This window comes from Aeoliella fuhlenseeensis (genome assembly GCF_052161615.1).
GTDB lineage: Bacteria > Planctomycetota > Planctomycetia > Pirellulales > Lacipirellulaceae > Aeoliella.
Genome location: NZ_CP197417.1, coordinates 1,551,101 through 1,575,935, shown reverse-complemented (window position 1 = coordinate 1,575,935; position 24,835 = coordinate 1,551,101). Strand labels below are relative to the sequence as shown.

The window sequence follows — 24,835 nt, the reverse complement described above, 5'->3', positions numbered from 1 at the left end:
ACCTCTTTACCCTCGCGCTTATGTCCTCGCAAACTCGCCAACGTGCCGTTCTCGTCGCCGATGGTTCCAGGCCGCATCTCTCGGGTGAGCTCGAGCGACTCGAACCCGTCGTCGCGCGGCACATGGACATCGTCGGCCGGGTGCTCGACCTCACCGGCGGCACCATCCCTGACGAGGCCGACCTCGCCATCGTGTTCGGTGGCGATGGCACCATGCTGCGAACCGCGCACCTAATGGGCGAGCGGCAGCTCCCCGTGCTCGGCGTGAATCTGGGCAAGCTCGGCTTCCTGGCCCATATCCGCCCCGATAAGCTGGAGGCGGCGCTTCCCACCGTTTGCAGCAAGCACGCGTGCATCGTCGAGCACCTGATGTTCGATTGCTCGCTGGCGCGCCAAGGGAAGCTGGTCGAGACAACGCTTGGCCTTAACGAAGCGTCGGTGCTAGCAGGCCCGCCATTTTCTATGATTGATGTCCAGCTTTACGTTGACGCTGAATTGGCGACTACCTATAGTTGCGACGGTTTGATCGTCAGCACCCCAATTGGATCGACCGCGCACAGCCTTTCGGCGGGTGGTCCGATCCTGCGAAAGACGCTGCAGGCGTTCGTTATCCTGCCGATCAATCCCCACACCCTGAGCAACCGCCCGATCGTCGACTCCGCCGACCGCGTATTCGAATTATCGGTGCCTAAACCCAACGAAGGAACGTCGCTGGTCGTTGATGGCCGATTGATGGCCAACATTCAGTCGGGCGACCGCATCCGCATCGCTCGCAGCCGCGCGACGTTCAAACAAATCGACATTCCTGGACAAGGATACTACCGCACGCTCCGCGAGAAACTCGGCTGGGGCGGACAACTACGCGAATAAGCTCACGTCAACGCCCACGTGCGACGACGACTAATACTATCCCGATCTCATGACGAGCTCGGCCACTACCCGCCTTGTTTCAAACGTGGAAAGGACGCCACTATGAAGCTTCTACACTCCCTCGCCGCCGTTATTCTCCTCGCCGGGGTCGCAAGCGCTGCGACGACCGATAACCCCACGACCGAGAAACCTTCCACTGAGAAGCCCAGCACTCAGAAATACACGCTCGCCTACAAGTTCGAGCCTGGCGACACGCTGCGTTACTCGATCGACCACCGTGCTAGCGTTCGCAGCACGATCGAAGGCACCACCCAAAAGGCCATCACCCGCAGCGAGTCGGTGAAGGTGTGGAAGGTGATGGACGTCATGCCGGATGGCGAGATCGAGTTCATGCACATGGTCGACAGCGTCCGCATGACCAATCAGCTCCCCGAGCGGGCCGAGATGATCTTTGACAGCGAGAAGGACAAGGACCCGCCCGCAGGCTTTGAAGACGCCGCCGCTGCGGTGGGTGTGCCGCTGAGCATCATTCGCATGTCGCCGCGTGGCGAGGTGATCGATCGTGACGTCAAGCACCAGCAACCCGCCGCCGACACCGAAGCCCCGGTGACCTTGCTACTCCCTGAAGGTCCTGTCGCGATTGGCGATTCGTGGAACGAACCCCGTACGGTCCCCGTCCAAACCGCCGACGGCGCAAAGCGTGACATCCAGACCCGCCGCCATTACGAACTCACCAAAGTGGCCGAAGGCGTTGCCTCCATTCAGGTGAGCTACCAAGTCCTATCGCCCATCGATCCCGCGATCGAAGCCCAACTTGTGCAGCGTTTGATGAAGGGCGTCGTCAAGTTCGACATCGCCAGGGGCCGCGTCCTGAGCCAGAACATGGAAGTCGACCAACGCGTCCTCGGCTTCGCCGGCCCCACCAGCAGCATGCACTACGTCATGAAGATGGACGAAGAGCTGCTCGATGGACCGAAGCAGAAGGTGGCCTCGCAAGCCAAAGCTCCGGCCAAGTAACCCCGCTGTGAGGACTCCCTGACGATGGCCGCCGCTCGCGAATTAATCATCGTCGGGGGTGCCAACGGGACGGGTAAGACAACGTTCGCGATGCAGTACGTTGCCGAGTATGGCGTGCCGTACCTCGGAGCAGACGCAATTGCAGCGGAGTTGGCTCCGCACGACCCCGCAAGCGTCCAAGTCCAAGCCGGGCGCCAGTTCGTGGTGAAGGTCAATCAATACCTGGACCGTGGCGAAACGTTCGTTGTCGAGTCGACGCTTTCAGGAGTGACGCTAAAGCGAACAATCGAGCAAGCTCGGCTGAAAGGCTACAAGGTCTCGATCTACTACGTGTTCGTCGACTCGCCCGATACGTGCGTTGCGCGCGTCGCTCTGCGTGTGCGACGAGGCGGCCATCACGTCCCGGAGCTGGACATTCGCCGTCGTTTCGGGCGCAGCATGCACAACTTTTGGAACGTCTACCGAGAATTGGCCGATACTTGGGTGCTGATGTATAATGGGCCTGGACTTTCAGGTGACGTGGCAATTGGATCCCATACCGAAACAAGTATTCGTGATTCGAATCTACTGCGTCTGTTTCGTGACCGCGTCCCTGTACTAAAGCCGTAGATTTCCAATGTTAAGTGCCGAAACGTACGCCCGAGCAGACGAGTTAATCCGCATCGCGCGAACGGCATACGCCAAAGCTCAAGAAGAGAACCGCCGCGCCGGCGTCCCGAACGTCTACTCCATCAACGGCCGGATTTACTACGAGCTCCCCAACGGCGAGCTCTCGCTAGAAGATCCATGGCCGCGTATGCAGGCGGAGAAGGCGGCGCGCGAAGCGGACAGCAAAGCTCAGGAGTAAGCTAACTTCCGCTTGGGTCTTCGCGGTGCCTCACTCCCCTTCGACTTCGTGCACCACCACGACGTCGTGCACGCCGCTCGCCATTTGCTCGCCGTCGGGTCCCGCGGTGAGGTGCGAACCGCCAACGATCACGATGCGGTCCCCCTTCTTCGCGCCGCAAGTGTGGCGGGCCCACTCGTCGGCGTGGCGGATGAGACCTTGCATGTCGCACGCGGGGGCACCGCGGACGGGGGTGACGCCCCAGTAAAGGCACATCTTCCGCAGCGTCGATTCTTTCGTGCTCACACCCATCGTGGGAACCAAGTTACGCTGCTGCGATAGCGCGAGCGCGGTGCCACCGGAGTGACTCGCCACGACCAGCGTCTTGGCTTTGAGCTGCTTGGCCATTAGTCCCGCACCGCTGACCACCGCACGCGTGACATCGTGGCGCGTAGCGTACTCGGTTCGTTCCGAGTCGCGCCACATCAGCGTAGGAATGGCGCTCTCGGTGACACGGGCGATGCTGTTCATCATCTCCACTGCTTTGACGGGGAACTTCCCAATCGCCGTCTCGCCCGACAACATGCAGGCGTCGGCTCCGTCGAGCACCGCGTTCGCCACGTCCGTCACTTCGGCGCGCGTGGGACGCGACGACTCGTGCATGCTTTCGAGCATCTGCGTCGCGATGATCACCGGCTTCTCGTAGCGATGGCACACTCGAATGATTCGCTTCTGCTGGATTGGCATTTCCGCCACGTCGATCTCGACGCCCAGGTCGCCACGCGCCACCATCACCGCGTCGCTCGCAGCCACGATTTCTTCAAGCCGATCGAGTGCCTCGCGCTTCTCGATCTTGGCCACCACGCCCGCATTGGAACCAGCCGAGCGAAGAATGTCTTTCAGTGCCTTCACTTCGTCGGGCGCACGAACAAAGCTCAGGCTTACGAAGTCGACCTTGGCCTTGGCGGCCCAAATGGCGTGCATGTGATCGCTGACGCTAATCGCCGGCACGCTGAGCTTCACGCCAGGAAGATTGATGCCTTGCCGCGAGCGCAGATCGCCCGCCTGCGTCACCTTCAACCGCACCCGGCCCGGCTCTTTGGCGATCACTTGCATGATCACCGTGCCATCGGCCAGCATCACGCTATCGCCCTTCGATAGTTCGCTGGTCAGTGGCTCGTAGGTGCTGGTGAGTTCGTGCGGGCCATTCCCCGTATCGCCATCGACGAACGAATACTCGGCGTCGCGCTCGCAGTAGATGCAACCGTTCTCGACTTCCCCCAGACGAATTTTCGGGCCCGCGAGGTCCGCGAGAATCGCCACCGGAAGGTTCAGTTCTTCGCTCACGCGGCGAATGATGTCGACCTTCGGCTGCTGGTCTTCGGGCGTGCCGTGGGCCATGTTCAGGCGGAACACGTTCACACCGGCCTGCAATAGCTCGGCAATCCGCTCGGGACTTTGCGAGGCGGGACCGACCGTGGCGACAATTTTCGTGTACGAACGTTGGCGGATATCTAGCGTTGGCATCGAGAACTTCTAACAAATAGGAAAGGATTCCGCCCGGCACCCGTGGCCCTATTCTTACGCCACATGCGGCGTGTGGGAATGCGGGGTTTCGCCCGGCGAGCTCGCGGGCCTCCAAACATAGCTCAAAAAACGAACCAGCATAACCGCTCCCATCGTTACCACCGTTGGCGAAGGCAATTCGCGTCGACTAAGATAGCGGGGCTACCACGGACTTCCGAACCTCGCCTCGCACTCAACGCCATGCCTTACTGGAGCCACAAAGCCTGCTTGGTGACCGGTGGCTCCGCGGGCCTCGGAAAAGTCCTCGCCGCGACACTCGCGCGCCAAGGTGCCCGCGTGGTGGTCAACGGCCGCGACCCCCAGCGCGTCGCGCAAACCGTCGACGAACTCCAGTCCCTAGGGTTCGGTGACAAACAAAACTTCGTCGGCATCACCGGCGACATCACCGAGCCTGGTTTCGCAAGCGAACTCGTGGCGAAGTCCATCGAAGCGTTCGGCAAGCTCGACTTCGCCTGTCACGCCGCTGGTCGATCCATGCGGGGAGAACTCACGGCGACATCGCGCGACGACTTTGAATCGCTGTGGCGCGTGAACACGCTCGCAGCATTCGATCTGGCCGTCGCCGCAGCCGACGCACTCACGGCTAGTCGTGGCCACTTGGTTTTCATCGGCTCGCTCGCCAGCCGCGTCTCGCCGCGTTACCTCGGCGCGTACGCCGAGAGCAAATTCCCCCTCACCGCGATGGCACAGCAGCTCCGCCTAGAGCGCGGCCCCACCGGCCTGCACACCCTGCTCGTATGCCCCGGCCCCATCGCCCGCAAAGACCAAGCGCCAAGCGACCGCTACGCCGCCGCCGATCAAGGCCTTCCCAACGCCGCGACCAAACCGGGCGGCGGAGCCAAGGTCTCGGCGATCGACCCTGAGGTGCTCTGCGAGAAAATCTTGAAAGCGTGCGAAGGGCGCAAAGCAGAACTCATTGTGCCGAGCAAAGCGAGACTCTTGTTCGTGCTGAATCAAGTTTCGCCGAGCCTGGGAGATTGGTTGCTGAGGAAGATGAGTGGCTAAATGAACTCATTCATTTGCCGCACGGCGCTAGCCGCGGTTCTTGTCACGCGGTGCTGCCCATCTTCTCCTATTCGAGTGTGGAAATGGATCGCAATTGGGGACTGCGCATGATTCCACACGTTAGATATTCAACCGAAGCTAGCGCCCACCGGCTAATTGCCGCTACCAAAGACGCGTCGCCTTTCCCCATTAGCCGCACGGCGCTAGCCGCGGTTTGAACCACGCAGTGTTTGCAACTTTTACTTTGTAGTGGGTTGTTTACACGCATTATCATTGGCGCATCGCCAGTGTCCTCACACGATCTCTAAGCAACCGGGGCTAGCGCCCACCGGCTAATTGGGTCACTTGCGATCCATTCGATCCTGCGATTCGCCAGCGTAGGTGACAACTTGGTGCAGTTCATCCTCCGAATTGATGCACTGCCAGTCACCGCCTACGGACCACACTGGTCGACCTAGAAACAGGTGGAAGCTATGCCGCAACTCGCGAGTCGAGTTCGCCTTCAACTGCTCGCGCACGGTGCTACCCGCGTAATTCGTTGCCGTAATAACAACATGCACGTGATTACTGCGCGCGTTGGCCACCCACAAGTGCCAACCGCGATGAAGGGCGTGGCGTGAAATGGCCAATTCTACGATCTGTCTCTGCTCTACGTCGAGCAATACGATGTCATGATTCAAACGCTCGCGGTGCCATTTCTCAAGCAAGGGCTGCGGCGCGCGCTCGCCCCGTGTTCGTTGCCGCCACCAGCGCGAATCTCCTTGGAGAAAGGTTCCGTAGACCGTCCAAGTTATAAAGTAGGCGATCGGGTCGTTGTATATCATCGTCGCCTTCCCCATTAGCCGGCCGGCGCTAGCCGCGGTTTGCGAAACGCAGGACTAGGCAACTATTAGACCTCTTGCCACACATCCAGAATAGTCGAGCAGAATTGAGACTTCCACACGTTCTCGAATCAACCGGGGCTAGCGCCCATCGGCTAATGGGTTTTGACATCCCTCTACGTCCGGTAGTCGCGATTCTTGCACGACTCCTATTGGCCCAACTATTTCCACTTTCTTCAAAAATCTGACTAGAAAGCGCACTTCACATGTGCTCTCATGAACACTGTCCACTTTTGAAGTGGTCTTTGCTCTTTGACAATTTGAAATGTACTTACAACGACAAGCATCGGTGGTGCGGGGTGCGCGCCGGTTGAGCGTCTCAAAGTGAGTAATGTCGCAGTTGCGGTTCGCGCTGCGACTTTACTCTCGCGGACGTTAGGATCAGTGTGGTCGTAACCAGTGCCCCGACAAGCACTTGGGGCGAGACTCCCACTGGGCCGAAAACGAGTAATGTCGCAGTCAATGAAATTGTGACGAATGGCGACTTTACTCGTTCCTCGCTTTGTAGCCGGATTCGCCAGAATTCGGGGTGCTGCGAGTGGGCTCCGAATTCTGGCGAATCCGGCTACGAGACCACCTCGCCCAACTCCAGAAGCAACTCCAGCGTGTACAGCCCGCTGTTGTGGCCGTCGCTGAACTGGATGTTGTAGGCGTAGTTGCCCGTGGGGCGCATGCCGGTGATCGTGATGGGGCCCCCTGCTCCTGGCGGAATGACGGGGAGCACGTGCGCTGGTGGCGGCGGGGCGCTTCGCTTCTCGCGGCACGTGGCACAAGGACATGCGTTGCGGAGCTCGCGAACCTTGTACTCGCGCGTCGAACCATCTGACCACGCGATGCGAAGCACGTCGTCCGAGGGTCTTTCGAGTTTGGTCGGAAACGCAGCCATCAAACCTTCAGTCGAGTTATTCGAGCCCTAGCCGTCAGGCCAGGGAGTGCCGGGGAGGGAACGAGAAAAGCAAGTCGCACTTCTCACTCCTAACCTAAGCAGCGATACACCACCGCGCCAATGGTCGTCCCCACCAATAGCAGCGCCGCGGTGCCGCAGCCCGAGGTGTGAGCCGGGATGCGATCGGGGTACTCTTCGCGCAGCCGGACGATCAGGGCCTCGATGAACTCCTTTGACTCCATCAGACCTTCGCCCGTCGCGTCGCGGTAGATCTTGATCGCGTCGATCTTTCGGCCTGCAAATAGGGCTTGGGTGATTTCGTCGTGCGTCGTGTCGTCGAGTGGCATGGCGAACGGGTTGAAGCGTCAAAAGAAAGGTCCCAAACGCCGACGAGCTACGCCTCGTCGGATCGACAAAGCGTAGCTCGTTTGGATGGCTTAGGATAGGTAGTCGAACAGGTTCGACCGTTTCCCGCTCGTTACGGCAGGAACGCTGCGGTACCGACGGTCGCACCTGCCTGGAAGGCCGCGGCACGCCAGGTGAATGGAACCGCCGGGATCATGTAAGGAGCACAGTTGCCCGGGCGGTAGTAGCCCAGGGGGTAGATGCACTCGTTCGGCGGAGTGATACCCATGCAGTAAGGGAGCACTGGCAGACGGGTGAAGAAATGAGCACCCGAAACCAGCGGCTGGACGCAGGGACCCCACGAGTGGCCGTAACGTTCCAGCTGCACTTGCTCGAAGTACAGTGGCTTGTGGCAGTTGGCTGCCGCCTTCCACATGTAAGTCACGTCGTCCCAGTGGCGACCGGCGTACATGTCGCCATTGTCGAGCACGCATTCGAAGGGATAGTCGAGCCCCTCTTCGCCCGAGTTGTTGATGCCGAGCTGAATCGAGGTGATCTTGTCGGCCATCACGTGGTCGCGTGCGGCGTCGCAAGTCTCCATCGCCTTCTCACGCTCTTCTTCGTACTTGGCACGAGCGCGAGGGCTGGTGGCGGTTGGCGAAGGAGTCGTAGTGCGAGGCGTGGTGTTCGTTGGAGCGGGCGTCGTGCGAGGAGGATCTCGACGCACGGGCTGCGGTGGCTGACGGAACTCGGGCGTCGTGCTTGGTGGCGTGGTGGGCCGAGTGCTAGGCACTTGGTTGGTCACATCGGGCGCGGTGGGCGTACGATCGTTGAACAGTTCCTCGTCACTCGGAAGGTCGGTGCTAGGAAGCTCAGTGGTAGGAAGCTCGGGCTCGACCATCGTTTCGGGCAACGAAGGCTCGGTGGGCTGAGGAAGTTCTTCGCTCAGATCCGGAACCGTTGGTTGCTCCCCGGCACCGAAGGGTTCGTTGATGCCACGAGTGATTTCGTCGTCTTCTTCAAACGGATCTTGAGCCGTGCGGTAAGAAGGGCCGGTTCCCTCGAACTGCGGATCGCGAGGATGAACGAGCACGCTCTTCAGCGAAGCCTGCCCTTCCGCCATGCCCGCCGATCCGTAATCGTCGTAGGCAACTCGCACCACAGCGTGCTGCTGAGCACTGCGATCGGTCGCACCGTGATGCACAGCATGACGATGGGCCGAGGGAGCCACGTTAGGACGTGTGATGTTTTGAGCAGCTTGAGGAGCCGCCGACTTGCGAGCAGGTCGCCACTGAAGCTGCGATGGTTCTTCGCCAAAAGCTTGCAGCGCTGTTGCGAGTAGCGCGAGCGTCGCGAGCAGTGCGGCGGGGAGCCAAGTCGAAGGCTCGTAACTCGAACGCTGGATGACAATGGTGGTGCTGTCTTCCAGGCTGGTGATCGGCCCATCGCCCACCACGGCCTCGAACCGGGCGTGGCTAGTTTGCCTCGCCTGCGTGGTATTCGGTGCTGTAGTTGGGCGCTTCTTGGGTGATGGCGATGTCATGCGGATGGCTCTCCCTAACACTTGCCGGCGTTACCCGGACGAATTGCGTATCCTTACGCAACTCCGCGATTGTCCTGGTGCCGCAATACCCCATGCCCGCTCGCAGTCCGCCCACCAATTGGTAAACGAACGGCCCCAGCGGACCTTTGTACGGCACCCGTCCCTCAACTCCCTCTGGAACCAACTTGCCATTGCCGCCGTCGTCGTCGACGTCACTTTGGCGATAGCGTTCTTTGGATCCGTGCACCATCGCGCCCAACGACCCCATGCCGCGGTACGCTTTGTAGGTGCGTCCCTGGTACAACACGCGTTCGCCCGGGCTTTCGTCGAGACCGGCCAAAAGGCCGCCGATCATGACAACGTCCGCACCCGCGGCGATGGCTTTCGTGATGTCACCCGAGTAACGTATTCCTCCATCGGCGATGATCGTCACACCGGTTCCCTCGGCAGCACGTGCTGCCTCGCTGATGGCGGTGATCTGCGGAACGCCAATGCCCGAGATGATTCGTGTGGTGCAGATCGACCCCGGTCCGATGCCCACCTTCACGGCGTCAGCACCGGCCTTGATCAGATCGTGACAACCATCGAAGGTCGCCACGTTCCCTGCTACCACATCGATATCAAATCGGCTCTTAATCTGTTTTACGGTTTCAATGACGTTGCCCGAGTGACCGTGAGCACTGTCGACCACCAAGAAGTCGACCTCCTTGGCAATCAAGCTTTGCACGCGATCGAAATCGAACACGCCGACAGCTGCTCCCACCCGTAGTCGACCTTGGGCATCCTTCACCGCGCGGGGGAAGCGACGCATCATGTCGATGTCTTTGATGGTAATCAGGCCTGTCAGTCTGTAATCTTCGTCAACCAGCAGAAGTTTCTCGACCTTTTTTGTCATCAAAATCTTCTCAGCTTCCTCAAGCGTTACGGCCCCCGTAGCCGTAACGAGCCCCTCCTTCGTCATAACGTCCGAGATGGGGCGGTCGTCTCCCTCGAGAAAACGCATGTCGCGACGCGTTAGGATGCCAACTAGCTTGCCTCCTGGCAGCGTAATGGGGACGCCCGACACCCGGGACTGGGCCATCGTCGCCCGGGCAGTAGCAACGCTAGCGGTGGGGGGCAGCGTGACAGGGTCGGCGATGATGCCATTGGCCGACCGCTTCACCTTGTCGACCTCTTCGGTCTGGGCTTCGATCGACAGGTTCTTGTGGATCACCCCCAAGCCGCCAACCTGCGCGAGGCCGATCGCCATGCGGTGTTCGGTCACCGTGTCCATCGGGGAAGAGAGCAGTGGCACATTGAGCCCGATGCGAGCCGTCAGCCGAGTCGAAACGTCCACATCACTGGGCACTACATCGCTGTAGCGGGGCTGGATCAGCACGTCGTCGAAAGTCAGTCCAAGCGTCGCAATCTTGTCGGGGCTCGTCATCGGGTTACTCCGTTGGGTAGCGGGCAATCCGCTATTGTGTCGATTTTTGCGGGTTTCTGGCAAGTGACCGGGCAGCGGCCACGGTGCTAGACCGATAGTCACAGAGGTGGCCGGGCTGCGCTCTGACTCGCCCGCTATAACCTCTCGAACCGTGCCAAAAGCAGCCATTCCCCAGTTATTTCCGATTGGGCATCCGCTTTGCACTATCTCTTGGTGCTTCGACGGCGGATGCCTGGCTGGCCAGCTGGTGACCAATGTCGATTTCGCCCCCCGAACCGTGTGTCCCCCGAAGGTGAAGTGATGACCCTTTCCGTAGCCATGCGATGGCTCATGTCGTTGGCAGGAGCCTCTGCAGTGTCTGTTGGCGTCGCACAATTTGCGTTGAGCCAAGCCCCAAACTCTCCCATCCAGCCCGACGAGTCGTCGGTGCTTCGGCCGCAAGGCGACGCAACAGCGACGCCCGAGCTCGTTCCTCCGCCGCAGGATCCAACCGCCGCTCCAGCGGCTGCGCCTGCAGGGGATCAGCAGCAGGGCGAAGCACAGGTGCTTGAAGAAGGGCCTGTGCACGAAGCCTTTGCGACGCCGATCTCGGCGTCGGTCGAGGCTGGTGAAATCATCAATAAGGAGCCGCCCCAACCTATCAACGAGACTCCTCCCGAGTATCGCCCCGAAGGGGAGAACGTCGAGTGGATTCCCGGCTACTGGATGTGGCTCGAAGATCGGAGCGATTTCGTCTGGGTTAGCGGCGTTTGGCGGGCAATTCCGCCAGGACGTGCTTGGACGCCCGGGCATTGGGCCGAAGCCGAAGGTGGCTATGTCTGGGTGAGTGGGTTCTGGAGCGATGTGACTGCTGACGAAGTGGCGTACCTCCCCTACCCTCCTGAAACACTCGAAGAAGGGCCCTCGACTGCGGCTCCGAGTGACAATCACTTCTGGATTCCCGGCTGCTGGACTTGGCAAAACCAACAGTACTCGTGGCGTGCAGGTTACTGGTACCCAGGCCAACAGAACTGGATGTGGACCCCCGACCATTACGTCTACACCCCGCGTGGTGCGGTGCTTGTGAATGGCTACTGGGACTATCCCGTGCAGCGGCGCGGTTTGCTATACGCTCCGGTTTACTGGAGCAACGGCTACAACTACGGCAACAACTACGCTTATACACCTAACCGCGTGGTAAATACGGCTCTCCTGTTGAGTTCGCTATTCATCAACGACAACCGCGGCTATTACTACTACGGCAATGGCTACCGTGGCCGGAACAATTTCCACCCCTGGTACGCGGGCGGCCGCTCAGCTTACTACAGTCCGTTTTACGGGTTCTACTCGTGGCAGTACGGCCGCGACAGCAACCAATGGCGCAATCGTTTTGACTACGACCGTCGCGGTCGTGATGACTTCCGCGGCAACGGCCGCGACTTCGATGGCCGGGGCCGGGGTGGTTTAGTGGGCTCCATTGACGACTTGCAGCGTTGGGATCGTCGCGACGGCGATGGACGCAACGACCGCTGGGAAGACAACTACCGCCGGTTAACGGACAACGAACGTCGCGAAGCCCTCGAGCGTTCGCAAAAGATGCAGCAGTTCCGTAACGCTCGGCATGAGTTCGAGGGTCGCGATCGGAGCGATTACCGAGAGCGGCTCGCCGACAGCAATCGAGGCGAGCGCGATGGCGACCGCAATCGTGATCGCAACCGCGAGAGCCGTGGGAACGTGCCGGACGACTTCCGTCCCTCGACGTTCCGTCTACAAACTGCCGACGGAGCCGAAGACCTACGTCGTCAATCTCGTGAGCGGTACCAGCGTTATCAGCAACAAGTGATGCGTCAGGACCTCGACAACCGGGGAGATAATCGCGGAGATAATCGCGGCCCACGTGTAGATCAGCCGAACCGTGGCAACCTGCCGAATCGCCCCGACCAAGCAAACCGTGGCGATCGTGAACGCGGTACGCAAAACCCTGGTGACCAGATCCGCAATCGCTCGGACATCGAACGAAGCGTCGAGCGACAACGTCAATCGATCGAGAACCGTCAACGGCAGCAACAGGATCGCATCCGTCAGTTGCAACAAGATCAACGTCGCTCGATCGAATCGCGCAATCAGCCTCGCGGCGGTGGCGAGAACGTCGATCGCGGAAATCGTGGGAACGTTGAGCGCGGCGATACTGGCAATCGGAATCGTACTCCGCAACCCAACTTCCGTAGTCCTAACGATTCGCGGCCAAGCGGAGGTGAAGTCCGCCGTGGCCCCAGCCCGAATCGTGGTGGCGGCGGCGAAGCTCGCGGCAACTCGAGTTCCAACCGCAGCGGTGGTGGCGAAGCCCGTCGAGGGCCCAGCCCCAACCGTGGCGGCGGTGGCGAAGCCCGTGGCAACTCAGGCGGCGGCAATCGTGGCGGCGGAGGCCAAGCTCGCGGCAACTCGGGCGGCGGTAACCGCGGCGGTGGCGACGGCAATCGCGGCGGTGGAGGTGGAAACCGCGGCGGTGGCAATCGTGGTGGCGGCGGAGGAGGCCGCGGCGACTAAATGTAAGTTACGAATCGGGCTTTCCCTCTTCGATAGCCCCTTGCGCCGGGCGATGCCTTGTGAATCCTGGAGCACAAGCGTCGCCCGGTGTTTTTATGCGCGGTCTGGCTATTGCCCTTGCGACCACGAGGTCGATGGGGAGAATCAGTGGAAGACACGAACTTCTCTGCTGATCGCGAGGGCAATCATGTTAAACATCTCCACAATACTCGTCGGCGTCGATCTCTCGCATGGCGACTGGCGTGCTTCGGAGGATTGCGAAACCCCTAGCCATTTCGCGTGCGAGCAAGCCATCGCGCTGGCCGCTGCGATCGGACAGCACTCAGGCTCGACTGCTCGCGTTCACTTCCTTGCCACGCTCGACCTCGACGAACGCTCTAAGCGTCTAATCCGCCAGACTCCTGAGGGCGAGACAACCGCCCTGGACTTGGCTAAACAAGCCATTCGGCGGCAAGTCAAGCTCGCCACTGAAGCGGGAGTAACGGCGGACAGCGAAGTGCTAATGGGGCAACCTCGGCTGGAACTCATCAAGCGAACTCAAGAAGGCGCGGCAGACTTAGTCATCGTCGGCAATCGAGGCCATGGGTTGTTTGCGGGGATGGTGATGGGGAGTACCGCCATTGCGCTGATTCATCACGCCGCGTGCCCCGTCTGGGTCGTTAAGCCCCATGACAGCGATACGCCACGTCGCATTCTCGTCGCCACAGATTTCTCCCCGGTCTGCGATCGACTTCTTGCGTACGGCATCGAGCTGGCACGTCTCTTCGCGGCCGAGTTGCATGTGGTGCATGTGATCGCGAATTCCCCTAGATCGTTCATGCAGTTTGTCGCCGTGGACGATGTGGAGCTGGAGCGCGAGCATGTCGACGCAATGCGGGACGCACGTAAGAAGATGGATGCTATCGCAGCGCGAGCCGACGTACGCGAACTACAATCGCCAGCCGTGGTTCATTTGGAAGAAGGCGTTCCCAACCGCGTGATCCTCGAAAAGACCAAAGAGATAGGCATCGACCTGTTGCTAATGGGTGCCGTGGCGTGGAGTGGGATGACGGGGATCCTGCTGGGATCGACCGCGCAGAAGCTACTACCCTCTCTCGACTGCTCGCTGCTCACGCTACGCGATGCGCCGTCGACGTAGCGATCGGTCCAAAGAGTCCGACGAGACGTTTGAGAACTGCAAAGCTTGGAGTTAGCGACGATGTTCGCAACACGTCGCTTCTCTCCGTTCCCCACTGGCGTCATCCGTCAATTACGGCCCGGTCACTTGGCCGGAAAGCAGTACTGGGCATCGTCGGTTTGGATGCGAATGACGCCGGTGAAAAAGATGGGGAGCTCGGCCGAGCGAAAGGTGCCGGCGGGTTGACCCGAGGCCGTTTCGAAACGAATCTGCTGATTCGACACAAGGGACCAAGTTCCCTCAATGCGATCCGAGCGAACTCCTGGGCCAAGGATCGCCTCGGACAAGTCGATCGGGATACCCTGCCCTTCAATCACGAAGTTATCGTTGTCGAAAACCCACGTGAAGCTGCCGGGGTGTGCTCCCGTTCGGTGAGTCATCTGCTTGCCGGCAAGTTGCTGGGCCGTGACCGGAGTGTAGTTGCCGCCCGGTGAGACAAGTGTTGGGCCGCAACCCCCGCTTACCAGTAGCATCAGAACGAACGCGAGCGTAGATCGGGGGGACATCGTAGGCTTCCAACTCTGTGGTCTTGTTTCGTCGAACTCGTGGAACTCGACTTAGTAGACGCCTCAGGACGCCGTTGAGTTCCGTACTTCCTCAAGTTCCCCGAATCAAGCTAGACGGCGGGCGCAATTCCCTCGAAGGGCGTGCGGGTTGTCGCGAAGGATCGCCGCTGACTATACTGCGAGAATCGCCGATTCTCACTGGTCGAAGGCTTGTGCGGCACTCCATTCAGACCCCAGCCCGTTCAAGCCAGCGCCCCCGCCAAGTTTCACCCGGTTAGGGAGCGCGGGGGCCATGCAATCACCGCCGATGGACGAACTCTTTCAAACGGCCAAAGACCCGAACTTGGTATTCGACGTTGGCATGCATAACGGAACCGACACCGCGTTCTACCTAAGCAAGGGTTTTCGCGTGGTGGCCGTCGAGGCGAATCCGAAGCTCGCCGCTGAGTGCCGCGAGCGCTTCCAGGCGGAAATCGCCGAATCGCGTTTGACGATCGTCGAAGGGGCGATTGTTCCCCCGTCGGTCATCGAATCGGGGCAGACAAGCATCAAATTCTATCGCTCGGACAGCATGTCGGTTTGGGGAACCATTTGCGACGATTGGGTCGACCGCAATCACCAACTCGGCACTAATTTCGAGGCGGTTGAAGTTCCGGTGATCGACTTCGTGCAGGTCTTGCGCGAGCAGGGAATTCCACGCTACATGAAAGTGGACGTCGAAGGGGTCGACATGGTTTGTATCGATGCCCTCGAGCGTTTCCAGGTTCGCCCCGACTATGTTTCGGTGGAGGCCGACTTTACGACCTTCCAGGCGGCTGCCGAACAAGTCGATCGTTTGGCCTCGTTGGGTTACAACGCCTTCAAGGACGTGGAGCAGTCCTCTATACCCGCCACGCACGTGCTACCCAATCCACCTCTCGAAGGACGCTACGTCGACCATCGTTTCCGACTGGGTTCCTCAGGGGCCTTTGGTCGCGAGTTGCCGGGCGACTGGTACACCCAGGAGCAAGTACTCCGCCGCTTTTACACCGACCACTGGCGGTTTAAGTACCTGAGCAACACCGGCATGGTGGGCTGCTGGCAGTTCCCCGGGGTTCAGTTGATGCGCAAGGTCACGCGCCGGGCGTTTCAGCAGTTCTCGCGCCAACCGGTTCCCGGTTGGTACGACACGCACGCCAGGCATTCGACGGCCCAGTAGCATCCGGTTTCGCCCAGTTTTCGCGGCAAGAATCGGCCGCGCAGTAGGGGGTTTCAGATTTCATTCTGGCGACGGGAACTTTCCCGGGCGTGGCCTCATCTAAGGTCCATCGCCGTTTGTTCGCCCGACTTCGATCCTGGAGGCCGCCATGATGCGCCATCTACTCATCTACTTACTAGCTCTGCTTCTATTGCCATCCGCCTGGGCCGCCGACGCGCCGAGTGACGATGCCCTGGTGGTGGCGGGCGAAGTGACTGCCGTGACCGTCTACCAGGGCCAAGCCCTCGTGACGCGGACTGTGGATCTCGCGGAGCTATCGGGACTGACCGAAGTGGTGGTCACGAACCTTCCAGAGAACGTGCTGCCCGCGAGTCTTTACGCCGAGCCTCGCGATGGGGTCGAGATTCGCTCGGTTCGCTATCGCGTTCGGCCGATGGAACTCGACGTTCGCGACGAAGTCCGAGCGCTCGACGCCCAGCTCGAAGAGACCCAGGACGGCATCGCCTCGGTGCAGCGCCAGCAACAGTTGCTCGCCGAACGGCTGCAGTACATGTCGCGGCTCGAGCAGTTCACCACCGTCACGGCCGACCATGAACTCCGCGATGGCGTGCTCAACGCCGAAACGCTCAAGGAGCTCACCGGTTTTAATTTCGAACAGCGTTCCGAAATCGCCAAGGGCGAATTGGAACTGGCCCGCGAGCTGCGTGATCTACAGCGCCAACTCGAAACGCTCGCGCGAAAGCGCGGCACCGTCGCCGCGGGTTCGGCTCAGACGCTTCGCGAAGCAGTGGTTTTCGTGAACGTGAAAGAAGCGGGTGGTGCCGGGTTGAAGCTCAGCTACCTGGTATCGAACGCCACGTGGTCTCCTTCGTACAACCTGCGTGCTTCGAGCGAGCGTGACAAGGTGCTGGTCGAATACAATGCCGCCATTCAGCAAATGAGCGGTGAAGACTGGACCGACGTGGCAATGACACTGTCGACCGCCACGCCATCGCTGGTTGCTCAGGCTCCGGCACTCGATACGTTGGTGATCAAGCTGGGCCGCGATGCACCGGAGCTCGTCGCGCAGGCCGAAATGGCCGGCAAAGACTACAAAGAGGCCAAGAGCGAACTGGAACAACAGCGTCGGCAGATCGCCGATGCACGGGGCAATGCGATTCCGGCCATGGGAGGGTTATTCGACGGTCCGGTGCCAGCCAGTGAACCTGCGACAGCCATGCAGGAAGGCCAGCAAGCCGCCCAACAGCAAGTAGCCTCGGTGAATGGTCCCTGGGGAGGCCGCGATCGCCAAGAGGCCGATCGTTTCCTGAACGATGTCGCCCAGAAAATGCAGATCCTCGACTACAACACGGCCCGCGTCGAGCTCAAGAAGGCCGACGAGCGGCAGATGGTCGAGGGTGAAGGCGTGAGCGTTAGTTACAAACTGGCGAGCCGCATGACGCTCCCCAGCCGCAGCGATCGGCAGCTCATTCAGATCTCGGCGCACCCGCTGAAGGCCGACTTCTATCGCCTCGCGATTCCGGTACTCACCGGAAGCGTGTTTGAAGAGGCCCGCGCCACGAACACCAGCAACCAAGTGTTGCTTGCTGGTCCGGCATCGACCTTCCTGGGTGACGAGTTCGTCGGCCGCGGCGAAGTCCCAACCGTGAGCGTGGGCGAGCAGTTCAGCGTTGGTCTTGGCATCGACACGTCGCTGCGGACAAGCCGCGAGCTGGTCGACAAGACCGAGCGGACCCAAGGCGGTAACCGCGTGGTCGATTTCACGTACGAACTGGCGATCGAGAACTTCGGCGACGCCCCCGCTCAAGTCCGCCTGCTCGACCGCATGCCAACTGCCGGCGAAGCCGACATCCGTATCACGCTGGTGAAGAGCGACAAACCGGTGAGCGAAGACCGCGCCTACCAACAGCGTGGCCTCGAAGAAGGAATGCTCCGCTGGGACGTCGAAGTCCCCGCCGGTGCCACGGGCGTCGACCGCTTCGTGATGAAGTACACGATTCAAATCGAGTACGACAAGCAGTTGTCGATCGTCGGCTTGCCCGCGAAGCGGTAATGTCTAAGTAACTTACGACAGGAACTCAGAAGGCCCGCGTGACGTTGGTTACGCGGGCCTTTTTTGCTACCTCGGACAGTGGCCACCCACCGCCTAGCGCCCACCAAACTCCTGCACGTGGTAGTTATGGCACTGCGTGCAACTATCCCCCACCGCGCCGCGGGTGTGGCACGTGGCGCACATGGATTTAGAGATGGGGTGGAAGTCGCTCGTGTGGACGGCCGGGTTGAAGCCCGTGTAGTTGGCATCGGCCGTTGGCATCGGCGCGAGGGCGTGGCACGACGTGCAGTCGCGGAGTTCCACTGGCAGCAGATGCGGGGCGTGCGAGAACTTGGTGAAACCGCGAAGCGCTTCGCGCGGGTTGTTCGCGTGCCAGTTGATCACCAGCCTGCCCCCTGCGGTTTGCTCCACGCTATGGCACGTGGTGCAGCGTCCGGGTGCGGCGGGGCCGGTGAAGTCGGAGAGCAGTGCGTCGCGGAGCGGTACGTCGTCGAGCGCGACGATCGCATCGAGCCACGCCCGCAGCAGCGGATCGGCGTGCCCCTTGGGTTGGTAGCGAATCGAAAGGCTGTCGGCATCGCTCCACCAACGACCGGGGTCGCGATCGGTGTCGGCTGAGTCCGTGTCGTCGGCTAGCCAAGCACCGCGGGCCGCTTCGACAAGCTTGGGCGAAAGTCCGGCGGCAACCGAGCCGTCCGCTTGCTTGTTGGTCGCTAGCTCGGCGAGCAGTTGCTCCATCGAAGTGACGAGCGTGGCGGTGGCGGCCATTTGCTGCTCGTCATCAGGATCGACATCGAAGAAGTCGAAGCCCGGGCCGAGCACCTCGATTGCTTCGCGGGCTTTCGGGTCGCGGGCGAGGAGCAGTTTCATCATCGCCGGCAGTCGCCCATCGAAGTCGCCACTCGCTCGCTCCGGCCAATTGGGCACGGGATGCCCCGCATCCGCGAGGGCGTCTACATCCAGCATCGGTAGCGCAACCAGCGCCACGCCACTCGCGGTCGTCGTCGCGATGTCTTCGGTATGGCACTCGGCGCACGACGCCTCGAAGCCAAGCGTCAACTGCACGCCGCGTGAGTCGTCCTCGACGTGGCATTGCTGGCAGCGGAACTCCTTCTGCTTCTCGGCGAAGTACTTCCCGCCGTGCGTGCTGTGGTTAAACGCGATGCGGGTGCGCCGCTCGTAAGGCCAGAGCTGAAAGTCGGGGTGATCGGTTGCGAAGCTCTCGTACTGCTGCGTGTGGCAGGTCTGGCAACGTGTGTTGTCCATCGCCGAGATCGCGTGGTCCGCGCCGTGGTGCTCCTGATGGCATACCGCACACGCGAGGTTGTTCGCGATCTGGTCCTTTCGAGGCATGCCGTCCTCGAGCAGCATCTCGGCTGGCACGTTGTGAGCGACCAATGCTAGTTCCCGCGAGATGGTCTTGTCGTGGCAGTCCATGCACTTGGTCGACTGCACGGGGCCAATGCTGGAACCAACGATCGCCGAGAGCCACGTGCCGACGGGCTCCTTGGCCGCGCCGTGGCACTGGTTGCAGCGCTGTTCCCAACCTTCACCCAGCAGCACCTGCGAATGGTGCGACGTGAGCGGGCCCGGCGCGATCCAATGATCGCGCGAGCGACTGCCGAGCATCATCAGCGACAACCCCGCGACAAAGATCATCATCGCCCGCACGAGCACACCGCGAACCGCGCGGAGATTGCGAACCGGCTTGCACGCATGGCTGTGGCAGCACTTGCCGTCGGGCGTCGGACCGTGATCGCACGCGCCACCGCGAACCTGCGAACGGTCGCAGTGCCATTGGCCGGCGCGCTCAACGGGTTTGCACTCGGCGAGCGCAGGACAAACGCCTTTGGGCCCCGGTCCAAACGCACACGCTTCGCCCTCGGCCGCCCGGCCGCAGATCCACGGTTGGTTGGGACGGTCGTAGCCCGCGGGTTCGAATTTGGGAAGCGAATCTCTCACAGACCATCCCCCCGAAACGCGAGGGCCAGCACGCCGTGCACTGTTGCGAACACGATCAGCGCGTAGGTGAGCGCAATGTGCCCGAACAGCCACAGCTTGACGCGGCGCTGCTGCACTTCTTGAAAATCGAGGTCGTCCTTGCGACGGACCATGGCGAAGAGCCGCTCGCACGCCGTCTTCTCAGGTGGCGAGAGGTAGCGATCAAGGTGCTGCATATCGGCGAGCAACTGCTTGCGGCGAGCACTTGAGGGAAGCACAAAATAACCGAAGGGCCGAGGCCGAGCGAAGAAATCGAACAACTTCGCGGTGTAGAAATCAGCGAGCGTCGTCCCTCCCGATGCGGCAACCGACTCAAGCACCGTCTGCCGCGAACGCTCGGCGAGCAGTCGGCGGATGGCGGGGCTTCGCTCGTAAGTGACTTGGTGACGCACGCGGTTGAGCAGGTGCGGAACTCGGCGAGAGACAACGAGCCCGACCACGCCACTCATGAACGTCATCATGAATGTCACGGCAAGCAGGCCTTCAAACCAACCATTCGGCACCCGCCACGCCAGATGCATTCCAAACACCGCTCCGGCGATGATTCCAACGTAGAGATGCAGTTGCAGCCACGTCGAAGCGCTACCAAGCGGCAAGCTGGGGAGTTTCTTCCGCAGATTGAATAGCGCGAGGAAGGCCACCAACCCGTAAAGCAAGTAACCCGAGGCGTAGCTCGCCCGGTAGAGATGCACGTCGAGCCAGCGGAGCCAATACGCGATCAGCACCACCACCATCGCGGTGATGACGAGCGATCGCATTCGTCGTCGAACAAAAAAGTGCATCAGTCAGCGGCCAAACTAAAGTTGCAATCGTGGGATCTCATCGTTCCATCCACCTTTCGACCTTCGAAAGGTCCGACATGTCGATTCGCACCAGCGCGTCATGGGCACAGGCCCGGACGCATGCCGGGCCGCCAACACCATCGCTACATAGATCGCACTTCGTGGCTTTGACAATCGGCAGACCTTGTGTCACGTCAACGACCGGCGTGCCGAACAAGTCGCGGACTTCGACCATGCGAATATTGGTGTAGGGACAGCTGTTGGCGCAGGTCGCGCAGCCAACGCAGGTGCCATCGTTGATCCGCACAACGCCCGTATCGAGGTCGCGATGGATCGCGCCGGTCGGACAGCCGATCATGCAGACGGGGTCGGTACAGTGCATGCACGCCCCAGCGAACTGGAACTTGCCGAACTGCGGTCCCTCGCGGACGAATCGAGGATTGCCGTCGTGGGTAGTCGCACACGCGCGGACGCAGTCGTCGCACCGCGTGCAGCGATCGAGATCGATGACCATCGCCTGCGTGCCATTGATCAATCGCGTGTCGACCAAGAAATCCACAAGTGGCGTCGGCGCGGTGGGGTCGGTGCTTTCGGCAGTTTGGTTTTGCTTCTGATTCGGGATGGCACGCGCGGCCGCCGCGGCTAGCTGTTGTTTCCGCTGCGGCGTCAGGTTCGGCAACACGCTATCCCGAACGACCTCAACCGGAATCTCAAGCAGGTCCACGTAGCCAACCGCCCGCAGCGAATAGCGATGCGTCGGAATCTCGCCCGGTTCGGCGCGGAGCAACTCGCCGGCACCGATCACTTGTCCTTTGCCCAAATAAGCGAGCGTGCGGTGCCCTGCCCCGAACCGCTCGCTCAGTCGCACGAACCCCGACCGGACTAAGAGCACGCTCGTGACCGGCGTGCCCTCTTCAACGATCAGCGGCTCGCGGGCGATGCGCTCGAGTGGTGTGAGCGATTCGATCTTCGCGTAGTCGCTGTTCCAATCGAAGCTGCCATAGGAGGTGAACTCGGTCGCCGCGGCCACTTGGTCGAGCTCCGCCGCAGCAAGGTCGGCGAGCAACGGCGTCTCGCGAAGGTGGACCCGCAGGCTGTTGGTACGGTACAGATTGTCGATATGGTCTTTAAGCGCCGGCGCGCGGCGCATGATGTCACGAAGGCCCTGCCAGCGGATTTCGAGCACCACGGCAGCCGTCTCGGCGAACACACTCGCCGTCCGCGGCGAACGCGCAAGGGCCGCGAGCTCGCCGAAAAACTCCCCGGCCACCAGCTTCGCCGTCCGCGTCTCGTCCAGCACGCGCGGCACGTCCTGCAAGAAAACGTGCGCACTCGCTCCCTCGCCACGCACGCCAACTGCACCCTCGGGCTGCGCAAGGCGGCGGCGGACTTCTGGAACTTGCTGCGATCCCAAACTATGTCGCAGTGCGGCAAGCCAGCTCTTCTTCGGCTTTGGCGGATGACCAATCAGCTCCGGTGCCAGGCTTTGCAGCGCCACGTGCAGCGTACCGTGAAGTAGCATGAACGCGCTGTTGCCGTAGTCCCCCTCGCGAATCACCAAGTCGCCCGGCTGGAACTCGACGATGCGAGCGTCGTTTCGCAGGATACCGCGCAGTGGCAACGTCGATGGGAAGCGGCTAGCGTCGACGCTGCGAAACGGCTCGACACTAAGCAGCCGATCGACGTCGCGATTGGTCATCGCGTCGCCAAACGGAACATCCCAACGGCTGGGGCGAGCAAAGGTTTGTTCGGCAGTCGACATAAAGGGCTACTTGTACTGGCTCGGTGCGGGGAGCATGGGATCGACGCCGGCGAGCGTCGCACCATCGACACTTGCCATCTCATACGCTGCTTGGCCCACCACGTCCGCGGCAGCCCAAATCGCCGACTCGTTGCCGAGCGTCAACTGAAGCTTGGCCACAGCGTCGAGCGCCTTGGCGACAATCGGGCTATCGACCCGCCGCTGAATCTCCCACAGCCGCTGCTTGGCACGCGCCGCGCGGGCCGCGCTCGCTTGGCCATACTGCGAAACGTTCGTTGCTTTCGAGACCGCACGCAGGCTTGCCTCGAGGTCGGCCATCGTGCCTACCACGTACATCAGGCGAAGTCGATTCGTGTCGCTGGCGGCGTTCGTTGCACCATTGGAACGAACGAAGTTGTGCCGCACGCTGCCCTGCGACCACGTCACGAGCTCGAACTCATCGGTACCCGCTTTGTGACCACCAACGTTTACCAAGTTCTCGTCGGGCACCGTGTGGCAACTCAGGCACTGCCGGGCGACCAGATAAACGTTCGTCGGGTTGTTCATGCCGAGCGAGATGCTCTGCTCGATTCGCATCTTACGATGGGCGTCGGTTTCCATCTCTCGGGTGATGTTCGGCCCGCCGTAGTCGGCGTGGAAGTTGAGCCAGTCCTTCGCACCACCATGGCACGATTCGCAGCTCACACCCGCCACGATTCTCTCGCGATCGTTCACAATCTGCTGCGTGTAATGACAAGTGAGACAGGTTTCGTTCCGCTTGATCGAGCGCAGCCCCAGCTTATCCGCAATCGCCTTCGCCTCGGGAGTGCGGTGCAGCGTGTCGAAGGTCCGGTAATGCGGCGTCTGCATCCACTGCTTCATCTCCGATTCGTGGCACTTGGTGCAAGTGTCGGCACCAATCACCGTCGCCGGGTCGCACTGACGGGGTGTGAACTCAGGCACGCCATCGCGCGTGTCGGCCGCCACCAGCCAGCTGGTTGAGATCAACGCAACCGCCACGAGGAGCGTGAGTCGCCAGTGATTTCGTGATCGGTTCATGCGGCTACAAAGCTGTTCTAAAGTTCCAAAACCACGGGCGACTTCGGCACGCTGATGCAAGCTAGGCAATAACCCTCGGGCGCTTGAGCACCGGGCTGCTTCACCATTTCGATATCGCCCTCAAGCACGCGCGCCGCGCACATCCCACAGTTGCCCGCACGACAACCCGAGTCGATCGCGACCCCGAGGCCCTCGATTAACTCCAGCAGCGATTCGCAGTCGCCATCCCAGTCGACTTGACGTTCGCTCGTGGCGAGTCTTACGGTCGGCAAGGGACCCGAAGGCATTTTGGCGGCGGCTGACTTCTCGATAGCGGGTACGCGGCGAATGCTCGCTGGTCCGAATGCTTCGTACAGGATGCGGTCTTCAGGCACGCCCGCCGCGAGCAGCCCCTCGACCAATTGCTCCATCATCGGGCCCGGGCCGCACAGGTAGTAGTCGAACTGGCCACTTGGCAGCACGCGCTGCAAGTAATCGACATCGATCCGCCCGCGATGATGGTAATCGTGATGCTCGCGGTCCCGCGGTAATGGCTGCGAGTAGCTCACGAACTGGTGCAGGTTCAGATGTTCGCGACCGATTTGTTCGAGTTGATCCCGGAGCGGATGCTCGCGACTATTTCGCACGCCGTAGAAGAAGTACACCTCGCGACGGTCGTTCGCCGCGGCGAGCGAGGCGAGGATGCTCACCATCGGCGTCACACCAATGCCACCCGCAATCAGCACGAGGGGGTGATTCCGTCGCGGATCGAGAAAGAACCCACCGCGCGGCGCACTCACGGCTAGCGAGTCACCCACTTGCATCGCATGCAGGCGGTTGCTCGCGCGGCCTGGCGGTGCGAGAGGTTGATCGTCTGGTGCATCGCAGCGTTTCACGGTCAGCCGGTAGTATTCTTCGCGAGGGCGATCGGAGAGCGAATAGCATCGCACCAGCGGCTTCTCGCCCGGCGCGGTTTCGAAGTGACAGGTGAGGTACTGCCCGGGTTCAAACGATGGGAGCAATCCACCGTCGGCATCGGACAGATAGAACGACTTCACATCCTCAGCTTCGTCGACAATCGCCGCGATGCGCAAGGGGCGTGTTCCGGTCCAAGCCAAGTACTCGTGGCGATCGGCGCGAGCCGCACGGGCTGCGACCGCCACTTCTTCGACAAACGCCCGTTTGTCCGACTCGTAGCGCCTCTGGCGGTGACGCGTTCGACTCCATCCGCCCAGCGCAAGCATCGCCACCCGGCCACTGGCCAGCAAGCAAAGCGTGAGTCCGACGTAGTACAAAACGGGGGCGATGGGCCTGTCCTTCCATGTGGGCCGCAGTACCAGCAGTGCGCGCACCGCGACCGCTGCGGCGCGATTATTTCGCAATCGCCAGCAGGTGTCCATAACAATCGCCGCGTACGTGCTAGCACGA

Annotated in this window: 21 protein-coding genes; 9 read left to right on the top strand and 12 right to left on the bottom strand. The window is 61.2% G+C overall.

All coding sequences use genetic code 11. From position 1 onward, the window contains the following. Positions 1-20 precede the first annotated feature (20 nt). The 4 genes from SH292x_RS06035 to SH292x_RS06020 all read left to right on the top strand — a co-directional run bounded on the left by SH292x_RS06035 (position 21) and on the right by SH292x_RS06020 (position 2,733). Positions 21-869, top strand: a complete 849-nt coding sequence (locus SH292x_RS06035; RefSeq protein WP_442484688.1) for an NAD(+)/NADH kinase — start codon at positions 21-23, stop codon at positions 867-869. A 102-nt stretch (positions 870-971) separates the two neighbouring features. Further along, on the top strand, positions 972-1,886 hold the full coding sequence (locus SH292x_RS06030; RefSeq protein ID WP_442484687.1) for a hypothetical protein: 915 nt from the start codon (positions 972-974) through the stop codon (positions 1,884-1,886). A 24-nt stretch (positions 1,887-1,910) separates the two neighbouring features. Beyond that, positions 1,911-2,495: an AAA family ATPase gene (locus SH292x_RS06025; RefSeq protein ID WP_442484686.1), complete on the top strand. Its 585-nt coding sequence runs from the start codon at positions 1,911-1,913 to the stop codon at positions 2,493-2,495. Between the two features lie 7 nt (positions 2,496-2,502). Further along, a complete protein-coding gene (locus tag SH292x_RS06020) occupies positions 2,503-2,733 on the top strand; it encodes a hypothetical protein (protein ID WP_442484685.1) in 231 nt (76 codons plus the stop codon). Positions 2,734-2,763: 30 nt separating this feature from the next. On the opposite strand, the gene pyk is transcribed toward SH292x_RS06020, so the two are convergent. Continuing rightward, positions 2,764-4,239, bottom strand: coding sequence for a pyruvate kinase (gene pyk, locus SH292x_RS06015; RefSeq protein WP_442484684.1), 1,476 nt, complete (start codon positions 4,237-4,239; stop codon positions 2,764-2,766). Between the two features lie 240 nt (positions 4,240-4,479). On the opposite strand from pyk, the gene SH292x_RS06010 reads away from it, so the two are divergent. Beyond that, positions 4,480-5,304: an SDR family NAD(P)-dependent oxidoreductase gene (locus tag SH292x_RS06010; protein WP_442484683.1), complete on the top strand. Its 825-nt coding sequence runs from the start codon at positions 4,480-4,482 to the stop codon at positions 5,302-5,304. Between the two features lie 341 nt (positions 5,305-5,645). Here the strand turns inward: SH292x_RS06010 and SH292x_RS06005 are convergent, their stop codons facing one another. The 5 genes from SH292x_RS06005 to guaB all read right to left on the bottom strand — a co-directional run bounded on the left by SH292x_RS06005 (position 5,646) and on the right by guaB (position 10,385). Continuing rightward, positions 5,646-6,128, bottom strand: a complete 483-nt coding sequence (locus SH292x_RS06005; protein WP_442484682.1) for a hypothetical protein — start codon at positions 6,126-6,128, stop codon at positions 5,646-5,648. Between the two features lie 622 nt (positions 6,129-6,750). Then, on the bottom strand, positions 6,751-7,071 hold the full coding sequence (locus SH292x_RS06000) for a DUF971 domain-containing protein (protein ID WP_442484681.1): 321 nt from the start codon (positions 7,069-7,071) through the stop codon (positions 6,751-6,753). 89 nt (positions 7,072-7,160) lie between these two features. Then, positions 7,161-7,418 (bottom strand): hypothetical protein, encoded by a 258-nt coding sequence (locus SH292x_RS05995; protein ID WP_442484680.1) that lies wholly within the window; start codon positions 7,416-7,418, stop codon positions 7,161-7,163. Between the two features lie 131 nt (positions 7,419-7,549). After that, positions 7,550-8,959 carry a hypothetical protein gene (locus SH292x_RS05990; RefSeq protein ID WP_442484679.1) on the bottom strand — a complete coding sequence of 470 codons (1,410 nt, stop codon included), beginning with the start codon at positions 8,957-8,959 and terminating at the stop codon, positions 7,550-7,552. Beyond that, positions 8,892-10,385: an IMP dehydrogenase gene (gene guaB / locus SH292x_RS05985; RefSeq protein ID WP_442484678.1), complete on the bottom strand. Its 1,494-nt coding sequence runs from the start codon at positions 10,383-10,385 to the stop codon at positions 8,892-8,894. The genes SH292x_RS05990 and guaB overlap by 68 nt, the downstream gene beginning before the upstream one ends. Before the next feature lie 300 nt (positions 10,386-10,685). Between guaB and SH292x_RS05980 the strand changes: the two genes are divergently transcribed. Together SH292x_RS05980 and SH292x_RS05975 are read left to right on the top strand one after the other, a co-directional pair. Then, positions 10,686-12,911, top strand: a complete 2,226-nt coding sequence (locus SH292x_RS05980; RefSeq protein WP_442484677.1) for a hypothetical protein — start codon at positions 10,686-10,688, stop codon at positions 12,909-12,911. A 187-nt stretch (positions 12,912-13,098) separates the two neighbouring features. After that, positions 13,099-14,049, top strand: coding sequence for a universal stress protein (locus SH292x_RS05975; protein WP_442484676.1), 951 nt, complete (start codon positions 13,099-13,101; stop codon positions 14,047-14,049). A gap of 122 nt (positions 14,050-14,171) precedes the next feature. Here SH292x_RS05975 and SH292x_RS05970 read toward each other — a convergent pair whose 3' ends face one another. Further along, positions 14,172-14,594 carry a hypothetical protein gene (locus SH292x_RS05970; RefSeq protein WP_442484675.1) on the bottom strand — a complete coding sequence of 141 codons (423 nt, stop codon included), beginning with the start codon at positions 14,592-14,594 and terminating at the stop codon, positions 14,172-14,174. Positions 14,595-14,886: 292 nt separating this feature from the next. Here SH292x_RS05970 and SH292x_RS05965 point away from each other — a divergent pair, with 292 nt between their 5' ends. Both SH292x_RS05965 and SH292x_RS05960 read left to right on the top strand, forming a co-directional pair. Next, positions 14,887-15,792 (top strand): FkbM family methyltransferase, encoded by a 906-nt coding sequence (locus SH292x_RS05965; RefSeq protein ID WP_442484674.1) that lies wholly within the window; start codon positions 14,887-14,889, stop codon positions 15,790-15,792. Between the two features lie 148 nt (positions 15,793-15,940). After that, positions 15,941-17,845, top strand: a complete 1,905-nt coding sequence (locus SH292x_RS05960) for a mucoidy inhibitor MuiA family protein (RefSeq protein ID WP_442484673.1) — start codon at positions 15,941-15,943, stop codon at positions 17,843-17,845. 93 nt (positions 17,846-17,938) lie between these two features. Here the strand turns inward: SH292x_RS05960 and SH292x_RS05955 are convergent, their stop codons facing one another. The 5 genes from SH292x_RS05955 to SH292x_RS05935 all read right to left on the bottom strand — a co-directional run bounded on the left by SH292x_RS05955 (position 17,939) and on the right by SH292x_RS05935 (position 24,807). Next, positions 17,939-19,807 (bottom strand): hypothetical protein, encoded by a 1,869-nt coding sequence (locus tag SH292x_RS05955; protein ID WP_442484672.1) that lies wholly within the window; start codon positions 19,805-19,807, stop codon positions 17,939-17,941. Further along, a complete protein-coding gene (locus SH292x_RS05950; RefSeq protein ID WP_442484671.1) occupies positions 19,804-20,604 on the bottom strand; it encodes a hypothetical protein in 801 nt (266 codons plus the stop codon). The genes SH292x_RS05955 and SH292x_RS05950 overlap by 4 nt, the downstream gene beginning before the upstream one ends. 61 nt (positions 20,605-20,665) lie before the next feature. Next, positions 20,666-22,390, bottom strand: coding sequence for a cyclic nucleotide-binding domain-containing protein (locus SH292x_RS05945; RefSeq protein WP_442484670.1), 1,725 nt, complete (start codon positions 22,388-22,390; stop codon positions 20,666-20,668). Positions 22,391-22,396: 6 nt separating this feature from the next. Next, positions 22,397-23,428 carry a cytochrome c family protein gene (locus tag SH292x_RS05940; protein WP_442484669.1) on the bottom strand — a complete coding sequence of 344 codons (1,032 nt, stop codon included), beginning with the start codon at positions 23,426-23,428 and terminating at the stop codon, positions 22,397-22,399. Positions 23,429-23,445: 17 nt separating this feature from the next. Next, positions 23,446-24,807 (bottom strand): 2Fe-2S iron-sulfur cluster-binding protein, encoded by a 1,362-nt coding sequence (locus SH292x_RS05935; RefSeq protein ID WP_442484668.1) that lies wholly within the window; start codon positions 24,805-24,807, stop codon positions 23,446-23,448. Between the last annotated feature and the right edge of the window lie 28 nt (positions 24,808-24,835).

What these genes read in the sequence shown, in the direction of transcription:
- SH292x_RS06000 (WP_442484681.1), bottom strand. Translation starts at nt 7,071, where the DNA reads ATGGCTGCGTTTCCGACCAAACTCGAAAGACCCTCGGACGACGTGCTT.
- SH292x_RS06010 (WP_442484683.1), top strand. Translation starts at nt 4,480, where the DNA reads ATGCCTTACTGGAGCCACAAAGCCTGCTTGGTGACCGGTGGCTCCGCG.
- SH292x_RS05995 (WP_442484680.1), bottom strand. Translation starts at nt 7,418, where the DNA reads ATGCCACTCGACGACACGACGCACGACGAAATCACCCAAGCCCTATTT.
- SH292x_RS05935 (WP_442484668.1), bottom strand. Translation starts at nt 24,807, where the DNA reads ATGGACACCTGCTGGCGATTGCGAAATAATCGCGCCGCAGCGGTCGCG.
- SH292x_RS05940 (WP_442484669.1), bottom strand. Translation starts at nt 23,428, where the DNA reads ATGAACCGATCACGAAATCACTGGCGACTCACGCTCCTCGTGGCGGTT.
- SH292x_RS06025 (WP_442484686.1), top strand. Translation starts at nt 1,911, where the DNA reads ATGGCCGCCGCTCGCGAATTAATCATCGTCGGGGGTGCCAACGGGACG.
- SH292x_RS05945 (WP_442484670.1), bottom strand. Translation starts at nt 22,390, where the DNA reads ATGTCGACTGCCGAACAAACCTTTGCTCGCCCCAGCCGTTGGGATGTT.
- SH292x_RS05970 (WP_442484675.1), bottom strand. Translation starts at nt 14,594, where the DNA reads ATGTCCCCCCGATCTACGCTCGCGTTCGTTCTGATGCTACTGGTAAGC.
- SH292x_RS06005 (WP_442484682.1), bottom strand. Translation starts at nt 6,128, where the DNA reads ATGATATACAACGACCCGATCGCCTACTTTATAACTTGGACGGTCTAC.
- guaB (WP_442484678.1), bottom strand. Translation starts at nt 10,385, where the DNA reads ATGACGAGCCCCGACAAGATTGCGACGCTTGGACTGACTTTCGACGAC.
- pyk (WP_442484684.1), bottom strand. Translation starts at nt 4,239, where the DNA reads ATGCCAACGCTAGATATCCGCCAACGTTCGTACACGAAAATTGTCGCC.
- SH292x_RS06035 (WP_442484688.1), top strand. Translation starts at nt 21, where the DNA reads ATGTCCTCGCAAACTCGCCAACGTGCCGTTCTCGTCGCCGATGGTTCC.
- SH292x_RS05975 (WP_442484676.1), top strand. Translation starts at nt 13,099, where the DNA reads ATGTTAAACATCTCCACAATACTCGTCGGCGTCGATCTCTCGCATGGC.
- SH292x_RS05950 (WP_442484671.1), bottom strand. Translation starts at nt 20,604, where the DNA reads ATGCGATCGCTCGTCATCACCGCGATGGTGGTGGTGCTGATCGCGTAT.
- SH292x_RS05965 (WP_442484674.1), top strand. Translation starts at nt 14,887, where the DNA reads ATGCAATCACCGCCGATGGACGAACTCTTTCAAACGGCCAAAGACCCG.
- SH292x_RS05960 (WP_442484673.1), top strand. Translation starts at nt 15,941, where the DNA reads ATGATGCGCCATCTACTCATCTACTTACTAGCTCTGCTTCTATTGCCA.
- SH292x_RS06020 (WP_442484685.1), top strand. Translation starts at nt 2,503, where the DNA reads ATGTTAAGTGCCGAAACGTACGCCCGAGCAGACGAGTTAATCCGCATC.
- SH292x_RS06030 (WP_442484687.1), top strand. Translation starts at nt 972, where the DNA reads ATGAAGCTTCTACACTCCCTCGCCGCCGTTATTCTCCTCGCCGGGGTC.
- SH292x_RS05980 (WP_442484677.1), top strand. Translation starts at nt 10,686, where the DNA reads ATGACCCTTTCCGTAGCCATGCGATGGCTCATGTCGTTGGCAGGAGCC.
- SH292x_RS05990 (WP_442484679.1), bottom strand. Translation starts at nt 8,959, where the DNA reads ATGACATCGCCATCACCCAAGAAGCGCCCAACTACAGCACCGAATACC.